This is a genomic window from Pigmentiphaga litoralis, assembly GCF_013408655.1.
GTDB lineage: Bacteria > Pseudomonadota > Gammaproteobacteria > Burkholderiales > Burkholderiaceae_B > Pigmentiphaga > Pigmentiphaga litoralis_A.
In genome coordinates this window covers 2,010,954-2,025,204 of the sequence record NZ_JACCBP010000001.1, presented here as the reverse complement: position 1 = coordinate 2,025,204, position 14,251 = coordinate 2,010,954, and the positions used below count along the sequence as shown (strand labels likewise).

The window sequence follows — 14,251 nt, the reverse complement described above, 5'->3', positions numbered from 1 at the left end:
AGCAGGGCATCTGTCAGCGTGCCGCTGGCGGGACGCTGCGTTCCGGCAGCGGAACCGATCGGCGGCATCGATCCGCGCGAACAGCCTGCGGCATCAGCCCGCAGCGGCTTCGCCGATTAAACCGTCGCGTGCGGCTTGCCTGGCGCGGACTGCAAGGCTTCTTCGGCCACCGCGGGGAAGGGCGCCGCTTCCGGCGACACCAGCGCCACCGACCGGATGTGCTGCAGCGCCGCTTCCATGCCCGGCGGCGGCGTGCCGCTTTCGGCCAGCGCGGTGGCCGCGGCGATCAGGCGGCGACGCGCCTGCACAATGCCACGATCGGTGCTGGTCAAGGTTTCCTTGGTCCGGTCCTGGATGGCGCCCATGCTTTCCTGCAACGACGAATCCTGGATCGCAATGCTCTCTACCCCGCTGTAGAGCTCGCCCGACTTCTGGCGCGCCCGGTCCATCAGGTAGTCGTTCGACTTGTTGGCCAGCGGAATGTACGTGCCCGGAACGTACTTGCAGTGGATGCCCGCGCCGTCCTTCATGGCCTGCACTTCGGATTCCTTCAGCGCGCGCGTGGGGTGGTAATCGAAGCTCCAGGCCCAGCAGTTCTCGTCATCGATCGGCACCCAGAAGTGGCCGTGCACCGGGTGGTCGGCACGCGGGGGCACCATCATGAAGTTGGGCATGACCCACGGCGTGATGCGCCAGTACACCGACCCGGGTTCCGCCTTGCGGCGTGCGCCGATCAACAGGCCGCCGTCGGTCTCCGCCACTTCGAAATGCGGACGCAGATCACCCAGGTTGTACTCGTTGCCCTTCGACCCTTTGAACAGCGGGTCGTGCTTCAGGCCGCCGCTGTGCAGGAAGGACACGTGGCTCGAATCAATGCCGCCTTCCAGTGCCTGCAACCAGTTGCATTCCTGCAGCCGCTTGGTCATGAAGCTCTGATCGGCCGGCACGGTCGCGAATTCCCATTCGGGCAAGGCCGGCTGATGTTCGGGCTCGCCCATGTAGATCCAGATGACGCCGCCGCGTTCGATCAGCGGATAGGCGCTCAGCTTCACGCGATCGCACAGCTTGCTGTCGGCCGGCTCGGACGGGATGTCGATACAGCGGCCTTGCGTGTCGTACTTCCAGCCGTGATACGGACAGCGGATGCCGCCCTCTTCATTGCGGCCAAACCAGAGCGACACGCCGCGATGCGCACAGAATTCGTCGATCGCACCCAGCGTGCCACTGCTGTCGCGAAACGTGATCAATCGTTCCCCCAGCAGTTGCAGCCGCACGGGCGCACAGTCCGGTTCGGGCAGTTCTTCGGACAGCAGGGCCGGCAGCCAGTAGCGGCGAAACAGCTCGCCCATCGCCGTGCCCTTGCTGGTGCGGGTCACCAGTTCGTTCTGTTCTTTCTTCAGCATGATGTCGTCCGATGGAGTTTCGCAAGGTGGTAGTCCCAGGCCTTCTTGAGCAGGTGGGGCTTCCACAGGTTGGCGTTGATCTTCTGGATCTGTTCGGCGTTCAGCACGTCGGGCTGGCCGATCTGCGACGCCAGGTATTGCCGGTGCGCGGTTTCTTCCAGGTAGTAGGCGAGCACGAAGACTTCCAGGATGCCCTCGGCTGCGACCACCGCGCCGTGCGACTTGAGCATGGCGATGCGGTGCCGGCCGAGGCAGGACGCAAGCTCATCCCCCAGGTCACGCGTGTTGATCGACGCGGTCTTGGGGAACTGCTGGATCTCGCCCAGCATGGCGGCCTGCATGATCACGGGTTCGACCGTCTTGCCCACGCTGCTGAACAGCGTCGACCACACCGGGTGGGTGTGCGCCACCGCGTTCACATCCGGCCGTTGCCGGTAGATCGATGCGTGGATGTGGAATTCCATGGGCGGCACGATGCCGCCATCGACAGGCTGACCATCCAGGTCGATCTCGATGATGTCGGCGGCCGTGATGGCGCTGCGCACCGACGCGCCGGAATTGATCAGGATGCGGTTGTCGCCGATCCGTGCGCTCATGTGGCCGTTGAAGTCGATGATGCCGGCGCGCTCCATCATGCCAAGCGCATCGGCTATCTGCTGCTTCTTGTCGGCGATCTGGTCTTGGGTGTCCATGGTCCTGTCCTTATTAATCGACCGATATCTGGCCGGCGCGAATGACCTGGCCCCACTTCACGGTTTCCTTCCGGATGAAGGCGCCGGTGTCAGCCGAATTGGCAACGAAGGGGTCGATGCCCATCTCGGCAAATTTCTGCTTCATGTCCGGCGCGGCGATCGCGGCGCTGATCACCTTTTCGTATCTGGCGACGATGTCGGCAGGGGTCTTGGGCGGCGCGACCACGGCATACCAGGCGTTGGCCAGCATGTCTTTCATCGCGGGCGGACCCGCTTCGGCAAAGGTCGGGACCTCGGGCAGCAGCGCGGAACGCTTGCTGTCGGCCACGGCAAGAATCTTCAACTTGCCCGACTTCTGGTACTTGCCGCTGGAACTGAGCGTGTCGAAAAACACCGACACCTGCCCCCCCAGCAGGTCGACGATCGCGGGTCCGGTGCCCTTGTAGGGCACGTGCAGCATCTTGGTGCCGGTCAGCTGCATGAAGAGTTCCGCGGCCAGGTGCGATGACGATCCGCTGCCTTGCGATGCAAACGCAACCTTGCCGGGATTGGCTTTCACGTAGGTAATGAATTCGGCCAGGGAATTGACCGGCAAGGACGGGTTGATCGCCAGCACGTTGGGCACGCTGGCCAGCATGGCGACCGGCACGAACTGATCCGAGTCATAGCTCAGCTTGGGATACAGGTTCTTGTTGACGGCCAGCGGACCATAGGGCGCGACCATCAACGTGCCGCCATCGGGCGCGGCGTTGTACACGTTCTCGGCCCCGATGTTGCCGTTCGCCCCCGACCGGTTTTCAACGATCACCGTGCCAAACGTGGGCTGCATGCGTTCCGCCACCAGGCGGGTGATCGTGTCGAGATTGCCGCTGGGCGGGAAGGGCACCACCAGGCGGACCTGCTTGGGGGCGGCCTGGGTGGTCTGCGCGGCCAGCGTACAGGCGGCCAGGGCGCTGGCCAGGGCGATGCGTCCGGTGGTGGTCAGGAAAAGGCGTCGGGTCATGCTGTCTCCGTGGCGCTGTGCGCCTGGTGTTGTTGACGCATCGTAGGCCTCGAATCTATATTGATCAATCTTGATTAATTAATCGATATTGGATGGAATGTGGCTGCTTCGACCCGAAAGACATCCCGAGTGAAAGAGATCCGCGCGGCTCCCGCCAAGGCGCCGGCCGGGCCAGCGACGGGCCAGGTGGCGGCTTCACCTCGCGCGGCGCGGATCGATGCACCCTCCGACTACCTGACGGCAACCCAGGCGGCGGAAGCGCTGAATGTGAAGGTTCCTTCGCTTTATTCGTATGTCAGCCGCGGCGTGATCCGGTCGGTCACCCAGCCCGGCACGCGCGCCCGCCTGTACTACCGCGAAGACGTCGAACGCGCGGCGAAACGCATGGGCGGCCGAGCCGGCATCCCTGACACGGTAGAAACCGCCGTGCGCTGGGGGCAGCCCATGTTGACGACATCGATTACCGACCTGGCCGACGGCGGCCACCGCTATCGCGGCGTGCCCGCGCTGGAACTGGCCGCGGCCGGCCGGTCGTTCGAGTCAGTGGCGGAGTTGTTGTGGAGCGGGGTCGACGTGCCCGGCCTGACCTTGTGGGAAGCGGCCATGCCGTCAAGCGAGGTGCTGGATCGCCTGGACGCGGCCGCCGGCAGCAGCGACACCCTGACCAGCGCGCGTCTGATGTCACTCGCCACCGCCATCATCGCGACCGCCATGCCCAACAAACCCGACTTTGAACGCGGCACCACGGTGGCCGACGCGGTCAGCCTGATCAGCCTGTATGCGTGCGCCATGGGCCTGCTCGGCCCCGCCAGAAAGGTGTACCGGCCTTCGCATCCGCAATCGATCGCCCAACTGCTGGCCAATGCATTGATTGGCGAAGACGCGGCCGATGCCCGCACGCGCGCCGCCCATCTGCGCGCCATCAACGCCACGCTGGTGGTGTGCGCCGACCACGAACTGTCGCCCGCCACCTTCGCCGCACGCGTCGCGGCATCCGCCGGCGCCGAACTGCGCGCGTGCCTGCACGCCGCCATCGTCACGCAATCCGGCATCCGGTTTGGGGGAGGGTGCGAGCGCACCGAAGCGCTCCTGGCCAGCGTGCAGACGGCCGAAGCCCTGCGCGACGCCATCACCGGCTACGTCGCGTCAGGCCGGCAAGTGCCCGGGTTCAATCCGGTGTCCTACCCCAAGGGCGACCCCCGCGCGCGCTACCTGATCGATCTTGCATCGAGCATGCCCAAAAATGAGCGCAATCAATTTCATGCGCTCGACGGCATCTTCAAGGCGGCCCAGGCCGAGTTCGACCTGAAGCCGCGCATCGACGTAGGACTGGTCAGCGTGTCGTTCGCATTGGGCCTGCCCCGTCGCGCCGCCGCGGCCATGTGGATCATCGGCCGCTGCGCCGGCTGGACCGCGCACGTGATCGAGCAAAGGCTCGCCGGGTTCACGATGCGGCCGCGGGCGAAGTATGTGAGTCTGGGCGGCTGAGTCAGGTCTTACACAACAAGCCGAATCCCTGTTGCCCTAGCTCAGCACCCGCTGTAATTCTTGTTTCCGCTGGCCGTAATCGTGTACGTGCCCCCGCGCGGGCCGGTGTAGCAGGTCTGGCCCCCGGCGGACCTTGCGCTGCTGCCACTGCTGCTGCTCGGCACGGCATATTGGGGCGTGGCGGTCTGGGACGAACGCCGGGCAGACTGTCCCACCGCAGCGCCGGACGTATTTGACGTCGCGTCCGTCGCATCGGCCGCCTTCAAACACTCAACCCGTTTGCTTGCGGAGTCCAACAGGCTGCATGCCTCGATCAAAATCGGGGCGACCCTGGCTATGGCCAGCCCGGCAGGTGCAGCGATCAACAGTGCGGTTATCGATATCCAAGCGCTTTTCGTTATTGTCATGGTTCGCTCTAAGGTAAAGGGAAGGAGGGGCTAGTCGTGCAGCGTGACCGCACGATACCCACATGCACTTTTCAAGCGACCATATTCGTTCCTGCGCGTCGCATAAACGTCCCACTGCAGTGCACACAACACGCGGTGGCTCGCTTGCGGTCCTGAGTGCGTGCCAGCGATCAGGAAATCTGCTGCGTCGTGCGTCGCACAATCAGCTTCAGAGGATGGCTCACGTGCCTGGGCGTGTCGATGGACGGCGCGTCGTCACTCCGAACGCCGGTGACCCGTTCGACCAGCAACGCGCCGGACTCGGCGGCCAGTTCGCGGATGGGCAGGCCCAGCGTCGTCAGGCCGCCGCGCCACCAGGTCGACCAGGCGTGGTCGCCGAAACCGATCACCGACAACGCGTCCGGCACGGCAACGCCAGCGTCGTCGATGGCGGCCAGCAGGGCCACCGTGATGCGGGAACCGCCGGCGATCACGGCCGTGGGGCGGCTGCGTGTCAGCATGTCACGCAGCGCGTGGCCGACGCCGTCCGCGCTGGGCGGCAAGGTCGCGATGAGACGGGGGTCGGCTTCCAGTCCGGCATCCCGGTGCGCGCGATGAAACCCCGCCAGCCGCCGCGCGCCGGTGCTGAGTGCGGCCAGGGTGCCCACGTAGGCGATGCGCCGGTGACCCAGGGCAAGCAGGTGTTCGGTCGCGGTTCGCATGCCTGCTTCATCGTCGTAGACAAAGTAGTCGGACGACAGATTCGGTAGATGCCGGATCACCTGGATGAACGGAAGCCGCTGGATGATGGCCAGGGACTCCGGTGTTGGCGTGAGCGTCGGAACGATGATGAGGCCGGCGGCTCGGGCACCCACCAGGGTCTGCAGATGCGCGTGTTCGCGCTGCGGGTCGTCTTCGGACATGGCCAGCATCAGCTGCAGGCCCGCGCGATTGCATGACTGCGCGACCGCTTTGGCGATGGTGGCGGAATCGTTGTCTTCGACATCGGGAACCAGGAATCCGACCAGCTTGCTGGTCTTGCTGCGCATGGTGGCCGCTGTGGAATTGGCGACGTAGCCGATGTCGCGCGCCGTCTGATGGACGCGGTCGCGCATGTCCTGACTGATCCGCGGATTGTTCTGCAGCGCGCGTCCCACGGTCGACACGGCCACGCCGAGCAGGCGGGCGATGTCCTTGATGGTGGGGGCGGGGCGGTCCGTCATCGGAAGGTCGGCGTCCTGGAAGGAGTGCGGTCGTTGATCGGCAGTGCGGCCTGCAGATGCCTAAGGCAGATGCAGAAAGCAGGTGTCGCAGGCGGGTGCATTCTATCGTCAATCGTCGTTGAGATTGCGTTTGGGTGCACCGCCTTGGCCGGTGCACTGGAAGCCCCTGGAGCCCAACGTCGACGCCTGAATATCAGCGCCGCAACATTAAGCCTCAGCATCGGACCCTCTGGATCAGAGCCTCAGCATCAGCCCCTTAGCATCGCCGCCTCAACGTCAACGCCTCAACGTCAACGCCTCAACGTCGCCGCCTTGACGTCAGCCGGATGGGTTGCCGCCTTGTCATCCCCATCGCGTCATGACGCACTTGCAGCAACGCCCGAATGCATAGTTTTAAACGATTGCGCGAACGTTCGCACAGTTTTAGTATCGGCTCGACCGGCACAGCGTTCGCCGCATCCCGATTGTCTTACGCCCCCACTGACCGGACACTGCCCCATGCCCATCGCTGCCCTGAACGGAACACACATCCCCTTCGAGGTCATCGGTGACCAGGGCGACTGGATCGCGCTGTCGCCAGGCGGGCGGCGCGGCATGGACGAGCTGGTGCCCCTTGCCACGCGCATCGCCGCCGGGGGCTACCGGGTGGTGATCCACGACCGCCGGAACTGCGGCGCGGGCGAGCTGGCCTTTGACGACCGCGCACCGGAATTCGAAATCTGGGCCGACGACCTGCATGCGTTGCTGCAGCATCTGGGTGCGTCACCTGCCATCGTGGGTGGGTTCTCGTCAGGATGCCGCCTGTCTTTGCTGCTGGCGCTCAAGCACCCCGAGGCCGTGCGTGCCTTGCTGCTGATGCGCATCACCGGCGGTGCGTTTGCTGCCGAGCGCCTGGCAGCCAAGTACTACACCGACTACATCAAGAGGGTCAAGGAGGGCGGCATGGACGCCCTTGCGCGCGACGCGCACTTTCGCGCGCTGATCGTCGCCAATCCTTCCAATCAGGCGCGCCTGCAGCAGTTCGACGCGGCCACCTTCTTGCGCATCATGCGGGCGTGGCGTGCCGATCTGGAAGCGGGGGCCGCCATGCCCGTGCTGGGCGCAACCGAAGCACAGTTGCGGTCCCTGACCATGCCGGCGTGCGTGATCCCGGGCACGGACCGCACGCATCCCATCGACGTGGGTGAGCGGGTGCAGCAACTGATCGCGGGCAGCACGTGGATTCCAATGCAGCTGAAGCAACAGGATGCGGACTTCATTCCGATGGAAGCGTGGTGCGATGACGCAACGCTGGCCGAACAGCTGTTGGCCTTCTTGAAGACCTTGCCGGCGACAGGCGCGCACTGACACTGCAAGAACCCGGACACGGAGCGTCAAAGCACTAGGGCATCAAAGCAACAGAGCACCAGAGCACCAGAGCATCGAAGCACCGGAGCACCGGAGCACGGGAGCACCGGAGCAGCAGAGCATCAAAGCACCGGAACACCAGAACACCAAGACACCAAGACAACAAAACAAGAACATGCTGGAGACACGATGCGCGCCACCTTCTTCAAAGCGGCCGCGGCGATTGCCTGCGCAGGCTCGCTGCTGATTTACACCCCGGATGGGCAAGCCCAGGCGGCCGCATCAGGCACGGCGCAGACCGCTGCGTCTGCCGATTATCCGACCCGGCCGATCCGTCTGGTAGTGCCTTCCGCCGCCGGAGGCGGCACCGACATCGTGGCGCGGTTGATCGCGCAGAAGCTGTCGGCGTCACTCGGCCAGCAAGTGTTTGTCGACAACCGCCCCGGCGCAGGGCAGATGATAGGCATCGATCAGGTCGCGAAGGCCTCGCCCGATGGCTACACCTTGCTGATGGCGGCCAGCACGCTCGCTCTAAACCCTGCGATGTACAAGACGGTGCCCTACGACACGCTGCGGGACCTGGCGCCGATTTCGGAAGTGGCGTCCTTGCCTAACGTGCTGGTGGTGCACCCTTCCGTGCCGGCCAACAGCCTGCCCGAACTGCTGGCGCTGGCCAGGTCGCAGCCCGGCAAGCTGACGTACGCGTCGGCCGGGGTGGGCACGTCGCCACACATGTCGATGGAGTTGCTGAAGGACCTGGCGCGCGTCGACATCCTGCATGTTCCCTACAAGGGCACCGGCCCGGCGCTAGTCGACGTGGTGGCCGGTCAGGTCGCCATGATGATGGGCAACACGCTGTCTGTCCTGCCGCACATCAAGTCCGGCAAGCTGCGTGCGCTGGGGGTGTCGGGCACGACCCGCAGCGCGGCCTTGCCCGACGTTCCCACCCTCGCCGAGGGCGGCGTCGCCCGCTATGAATCGGTGCAGTGGTACGGCCTGTTGGCGCCTGCCGGCACCCCGGTTGCCATTATCAACAAGTTGCACACAACAACCGTCAGTGCACTGGGCGATGCCGACCTGAAGAAGCATCTGGCGGCCGATGGCGCCGAGCCGGTGGGCAATTCCCCGGACGCATTTGGCGCGTTGATCCGCAGCGAGATCACCAAGTGGAAGGCAGTCGCCGCCGCGGCAGGCATCACACCCGAATGACGGTGGGTAGGCTTCCGCACTGACCAAAACAGGAGACGCACGATGACGACCGAACAGCGCCCGGCGCAGGCAAGCAGCCCCACCGCAGCCAGCCCCACCGCAGACAGCAAGGACACCGCCGGGAAGATCCGGCGCGTGGTGACCGGCCATGACGCCAACGGCAAGGCCATTGTCATGTCCGACGACGTTGCGCCCGTCGTATTTACCGCCGAAAAGCGTCCGGGCTACGCGTCCACCGAAATCTGGCGCACCCTGGCGACCCCGGCGCCGATCACTGCTGACATGGAAGACCCGACCCCAGGTGCCCGGCGGCAGTTGCCGACCTCGCGCGGCAGCGTGATCCGCATCAATACCCTGGCCCCCGAATCGGAAGCCGTGCGCAGCCTGTCGCCCGACGAGGCGCAGAACGTGTTTGCATCGCTGGGAAATTCGACCGCATCCACCTTTGCGAAAAACGGCCGGCACCCGATGATGCATCGCACCGAGACCATCGATTACGCCATCGTGCTGTCAGGCGAAATCACGATGCTGCTCGATGACTCGGAAGTCGTCCTGAAAGCCGGTGACGTGCTCGTCCAGTGCGGCACCAACCACGCCTGGAGCAATCGCGGCACGGTCCCGTGCCAGATTGCGTTCATCCTGCTGGACGGGGAATTCGATGCCGGCTTGAAGTCGGCGCTGGACGAGTTCGACGGAGCATGAAGGCGCATGAAGATGCGTGATGGTGAATGAAAGTACATGACGGTGCATGACGCGCGCAGACGCGTCCCAGGAGACAGGCATGACACCCAGACTTGTTTACGCCGCGCTGGCGCTGCTCGCGACGACGTTGGCCCACGCGGCGGACGACTACCCCAACCGGACGATACGGCTCGTTGTCCCCTTCAGTGCCGGCGGGCCGGACACCACAGCCCGCATCCTTGCGCAGCGCCTGACAACGCAGCTGGGGCAATCGGTTGTCGTTGACAACCGTCCGGGCGCCAATGGATTGATCGGGAGCGAAGCCGTCGCGCGGGCCATCCCCGACGGCTACACGCTGATGCTGACGTCGTCGTCCTTTGTCATCAACCCGAGCATGTACGCAAAGATGCCGTATGACAGCAACAGGGACTTCATCAAGGTGGCGCAAGTGGCCGCCGGCGAAGGACTGCTGTTTGTGGTCAATCCCGCCTTGCCTGCAACGACCGTCAAGGAATTCATTGCCTTGGCCAAGACGCCCGGGCAACGCGTGTCCTTCGGGTCGCCGGGCATCGGCGGCAACCTGCACATTGCCGGCGAGCTGTTCAATCAGCAGGCCGGCGTGAATATGGTTCACATCCCCTATAAGGGCGCGGGGCAGGCCGTTACCGCCGTCATGGCGGGCGAACTGCAGGCCATGTTCGTGACATCGCCGCTTGCGCTGCCGCAGATCAAGGCGGGCAAGCTGCGTCCGCTCGCCTTTACCGGCCTGGCACGCGCCAGCTATCTGCCCGACGTCCCGACGATCAAGGAAGCCGGCCTGCCCGACTTCGAGATCGATGCAGGCTGGCATGGCGTATTCGCGCCGACCGGCACGCCGCCTGCCGTCGTCGACCGTTTGCGGACGGAGATCACCGCGGCCTTGGCCAACCCCGAGATGCGTGCCGCCATCGAAGCGACGGGCCTCGCGCCGTCCAGGCTGGCGCCCGCGGACTTCTCGCGCACGGTCGATGCCGACATTACCAAGTACGCCGAGCTGTTGCGGCTCGCCGGTGTCAAACCCGAATAAGGAACGTTCATGAACCACCGCACCATGTCGCACGCGGACGCCAGGCTGTCCGCCGAGTTCGTCGCGCCGACCACGTCCTACCAGGACATCCGGGCCCAGCAGATCGCCAAGGCCGAAGCGACCCGGCCCACGGCCTTCAAGGTACGAGCCCAGCTGCTGGAGCAGGGCCGGTCCGAAACCGTGTTGGCCGCCAGCCCGCACCTGTCGGTTCGCCTGAAGGTCTATGCGTCGGGCGGCGAAAACGCCCTGCATGCGCATGCGACCGAGGACCACACCTTCGTCATCCTGCAAGGCGAAGCAGAATTCTTTGATGACGAAGGACCGCTCGCACTGCTGGGCAAGAATGAAGGCATCATGATTCCGCACGGCAGCTACTACCGCTTCAACGCGACCAGTGAAGAACCGCTGGTGATGCTGCGCGTCGGCTCGCCAAACGAAGCCGCGCAAGGACGGGAAGGGCGGTTGAACGTGCACGGGTCGTTCGCCGACGCCGACTCGAAAGACAACAAGACGGTCGAACGCATCTATCGTGACGGCGCGTTCTATGGGGATTGACGTGGGGGCGGATGCAGGGGCGGATGTGGGGGCGGACGCGGCGGCGGATGCAGCGGGCAACCCACCGACCAAGGTGGCGGCCGGAAAAGCGAGCATCAGCGCTGCAGAGCTATCCACCGACCTGCCGTTCGAAGCGACATCGTCCCGCCGTGTCAGGCGCGTCTGCATCTACGGCGCGGGCGCAGTCGGTGGTTACCTGGCAGCGCGCTTCAGCACCGTGCCAGGCATCGAGCTGAGCCTGATCGCGCGGGGTCCCCATCTGGCCGCCATCCGTGCTCACGGCCTGCAGGTGCGCGACAAGGACGCGGGCGACGCCACCGTGCACCCATTCGCCGCCACCGACCATCCCCATGCCTTGCCACCGCAAGACCTCGTCATCGTCACCTTGAAAAGCACCGCGCTGGCGTCCGCCGCGGAAGGCATTGCGTCCTTGCTGGCGGCCACCCACAGCCGCGCCATCTTCGTGACCAACGGGATACCGTGGTGGTGGAATCATGGCCTGCCGGCAGAGAACCAGTTGCCCGGCGCGCACCCGGTCGATCCAGACGGCGCGCTGTGGCGGCACGTTACCCCTGACAAAGCCATCGGCTGCGTCGCACTCTCGTCCAATCGCGTGGAGGCGCCCGGTGTGGTCGTGCACGCGGCGTTCAATCAATGGAAGCTGGGACTGCCAAGGACACAGATCGAGGGCATGGCAGGCAAGGACATCACCGGCAAGGACATCACCGGCAAGGACATCGCCGGCAAGGACATGCCTGGCGAACGGACAATCCGCGTCGGCCATGGGAAGGCTCCGTCAGCCGCGTCGCCCATTGATGACATCGTCGCCTTATGGCGGTCCGCCGGCCTGAACGTTGACGCCAGCAACGACCTGCGCGGCGAGATCTGGCGCAAGCTGCTCGTCAACATCCCCAACCATTCCCTGGGCAGCCTGACGCGCCTCGGCACCGACGACATCTACCGCGACCCCCAGCGCATCGCGCTCGCTCGCACCCTGCTGGAAGAGGTCGTCGCCATCGCAGCCGCCCACGGCTGGGACCTGGGCGCCGACGCCGTCGATCGCACCTTGCACCACTTCCAGCCCAAGGGCACCGGCGCCCGCCCGTCCATGCTGCAAGACGTCGAAGCTGGCCGCCCGCTGGAAGTCGCCGCCGTGTTCGACGCCGTACGCGCGCTGGCCAGATGCCAGGGCGTGACCACCCCGGCGCTGGATATCGTCACCACGCTGCTGGGCGGGTTGAATGAAGGGATGACTTCAGCCACTCGGCGCGCACCCCCGCGCGAGTGATCCACGCGCCGCGACGCATCTGAACGCCGTCTTCTGCTCAAGAAGGCTCGTTCAAGGTGCGTCAGCGCCGACAAAACCGTGCAGACAGTGCTCCGTTCTTGTGCGCGTGCCCCAGGATCAGGCATGCGGCTTTGCCTTGTCAAAATCCGGAATATTTATGTGCCAATTACCTGAGCATGTAGATATACTTTAAACGTACATTGTGTATCTAAGTGGGTGTTTGGCCCTTCCTGTCGAAGGCGCGCAAGCCGCCCGGCCGCCCTGCGTTCGACTATCGGGTCCTTCACATAAAAGGCGTTGACACACGAATTTATACATACATAATGAACCTACATTACGTATGTAAATAACCGATTGCGTCCCGTCGTTGAACCCAGGAGATCCGCCCAATGAATGCCCATACTGCTCTGGACTTGATAGCAAGCACCGATACACCCGCCGCGGGTTCATCAGACGGGCTTCGGCGCGGCGACGATTACCTTCGCGCGTTGAACGATGGCCGCGAGGTCTATGTCGATGGCGAGCGGGTCAAGGATGTGACCCGCCACCCGGCCTTTGCGCAAGCTGCGCAGTCGGCAGCCAGGCTGTTCGACACGGCGGCCCATCCTTCCTTGCGCGAGCGCATGACCTACACGTCGCCCACCAGCGGCAAGCCGGTCATGCGTGCGTATCAGATCCCCACCAGCCTTGATGACCTGAGAACCAAGCGTCTTGCGTCCGAGGTCTGGTCGGAAGGCTCGTTCGGGATGATGGGACGCACGCCTGATCACGTCGCCGGCTTCTTCTGCGGCTATGCCGCAGTCCCCGAAGTCTTTGCAGCGGGCGGCAAGCAGTTCGGTGACAACGTCGTCGCGTTCTACGAACACCTGAGAGAAAGCCACCTTTGGGCCACCTACGCCATCGTTCCTCCGCAGATCGATCGCAGCAAGCCGGGTCACAAGCAATCGGATCCGACGCTGTACGCAGGGGTCGTCAAGGAACGGGACGACGGCATCGTCATCTCGGGCGCCCAGCAGCTGGCGACCGCCGGCGTCCTGTCCGACTATCTGTACCTGAGCTGCATCCACCCCTTGCAGCCGGGCGACGAGAACTACGCGATCGGCGTTGCCTTGCCCATGAACGCCCCCGGCATGCGCTTGTATCCCCGCCGCCCCTACGCACTGCAGGCCACCAACGGGTTCGACTACCCCTTGAGCAGCCGCTTCGACGAAACAGACTGCTTTGTGGTGCTCAAAGACGTATTCGTGCCCTGGGAAAAAGTCTTCATCTACCGCAACACCGAAATCTGCCGGGATCAATGGTGGAAGACGCCATCGCATGCCTACGGCAACCTGCAGGCACAGGCGCGGTATGCGACCAAGCTGCGTTTCATGATCGGCCTGGTCAAGCGCATGAACGAAATGACGGGCAATGAGGCCCACCCCCAGGTCCAGGTGCAGATGGGCGAAATGGCCGCCATGGTCCAGCTGGTCGAGAGCATGCTCGAAGCCCAGGAAACCAAGGCGTCCATCGACGCGAACGGGGTGGTTTGGCCGTGCAAGAAGTCGCTGTACGCGGTCATGGCCTTGCAGTCCGAATTCAATCCCCGCATGGTCGACATGATCCGCGAGTTGACGGGCGCGGCCATGATTTCCCTGCCGTCGTCGCTCAAGGATCTGGACAGTCCGGAAACGGCTGGCGATATCGAGCGCTTCATGCGGTCGGCCAATACGGACGCGCGGTCGCGCATGGCTTTGATGCGTATGGCGTGGGACTTCGTGGGTACGGAGTTCGGCAATCGCAGCCAGCAATACGAAAAGTTCTACGGGGGCGCGTCGTTCCTGGTGAAGCAGAACATGTATCGCGCCTATGACTTCAAGCGTGCCACGTCGATGGTGGACGCCGCCCTTGACCTGCCGCCGCTCTGAATC

Annotated in this window: 12 protein-coding genes; 8 read left to right on the top strand and 4 right to left on the bottom strand. The window is 64.5% G+C overall.

Annotation, left to right across the window (positions count from 1 at the left end; translation table 11 throughout):
• Positions 1–116: 116 nt before the first annotated feature.
• The 3 genes from HD883_RS08965 to HD883_RS08955 are packed head-to-tail and all read right to left on the bottom strand — an operon-like array spanning position 117 to position 3,098.
• The gene (locus HD883_RS08965; RefSeq protein WP_179586302.1) at positions 117–1,403 is read right to left on the bottom strand and encodes an aromatic ring-hydroxylating dioxygenase subunit alpha; all 1,287 of its coding nucleotides are present in this window, start codon (positions 1,401–1,403) and stop codon (positions 117–119) included.
• Positions 1,397–2,095 (bottom strand): class II aldolase/adducin family protein, encoded by a 699-nt coding sequence (locus tag HD883_RS08960; protein WP_179586304.1) that lies wholly within the window; start codon positions 2,093–2,095, stop codon positions 1,397–1,399. Before HD883_RS08960 ends, HD883_RS08965 begins: the two co-directional genes overlap by 7 nt.
• Before the next feature lie 13 nt (positions 2,096–2,108).
• The gene (locus HD883_RS08955; RefSeq protein WP_179586306.1) at positions 2,109–3,098 is read right to left on the bottom strand and encodes a Bug family tripartite tricarboxylate transporter substrate binding protein; all 990 of its coding nucleotides are present in this window, start codon (positions 3,096–3,098) and stop codon (positions 2,109–2,111) included.
• Between the two features lie 129 nt (positions 3,099–3,227).
• On the opposite strand from HD883_RS08955, the gene HD883_RS08950 reads away from it, so the two are divergent.
• Positions 3,228–4,586, top strand: coding sequence for a citrate synthase (locus HD883_RS08950; RefSeq protein ID WP_179586308.1), 1,359 nt, complete (start codon positions 3,228–3,230; stop codon positions 4,584–4,586).
• A 577-nt stretch (positions 4,587–5,163) separates the two neighbouring features.
• Here the strand turns inward: HD883_RS08950 and HD883_RS08945 are convergent.
• The gene (locus HD883_RS08945; protein WP_179586310.1) at positions 5,164–6,195 is read right to left on the bottom strand and encodes a LacI family DNA-binding transcriptional regulator; all 1,032 of its coding nucleotides are present in this window, start codon (positions 6,193–6,195) and stop codon (positions 5,164–5,166) included.
• Between the two features lie 498 nt (positions 6,196–6,693).
• On the opposite strand from HD883_RS08945, the gene HD883_RS08940 reads away from it, so the two are divergent.
• From HD883_RS08940 to HD883_RS08910, 7 genes are all read left to right on the top strand, one after another.
• Positions 6,694–7,542: an alpha/beta fold hydrolase gene (locus HD883_RS08940; RefSeq protein ID WP_179586312.1), complete on the top strand. Its 849-nt coding sequence runs from the start codon at positions 6,694–6,696 to the stop codon at positions 7,540–7,542.
• 189 nt (positions 7,543–7,731) lie between these two features.
• Positions 7,732–8,751, top strand: a complete 1,020-nt coding sequence (locus HD883_RS08935) for a tripartite tricarboxylate transporter substrate binding protein (RefSeq protein WP_179586314.1) — start codon at positions 7,732–7,734, stop codon at positions 8,749–8,751.
• 42 nt (positions 8,752–8,793) lie between these two features.
• On the top strand, positions 8,794–9,453 hold the full coding sequence (locus HD883_RS08930) for a cupin domain-containing protein (protein ID WP_179586316.1): 660 nt from the start codon (positions 8,794–8,796) through the stop codon (positions 9,451–9,453).
• 79 nt (positions 9,454–9,532) lie between these two features.
• Positions 9,533–10,498: a tripartite tricarboxylate transporter substrate binding protein gene (locus HD883_RS08925; protein WP_179586317.1), complete on the top strand. Its 966-nt coding sequence runs from the start codon at positions 9,533–9,535 to the stop codon at positions 10,496–10,498.
• A gap of 9 nt (positions 10,499–10,507) precedes the next feature.
• A complete protein-coding gene (locus HD883_RS08920; RefSeq protein ID WP_179586319.1) occupies positions 10,508–11,053 on the top strand; it encodes a cupin domain-containing protein in 546 nt (181 codons plus the stop codon).
• Positions 11,028–12,341 (top strand): ketopantoate reductase family protein, encoded by a 1,314-nt coding sequence (locus HD883_RS08915; protein ID WP_179586321.1) that lies wholly within the window; start codon positions 11,028–11,030, stop codon positions 12,339–12,341. Before HD883_RS08920 ends, HD883_RS08915 begins: the two co-directional genes overlap by 26 nt.
• A 389-nt stretch (positions 12,342–12,730) precedes the next feature.
• A complete protein-coding gene (locus tag HD883_RS08910) occupies positions 12,731–14,248 on the top strand; it encodes a 4-hydroxyphenylacetate 3-hydroxylase family protein (RefSeq protein WP_179586323.1) in 1,518 nt (505 codons plus the stop codon).
• The last annotated feature ends 3 nt before the right edge of the window (positions 14,249–14,251 follow it).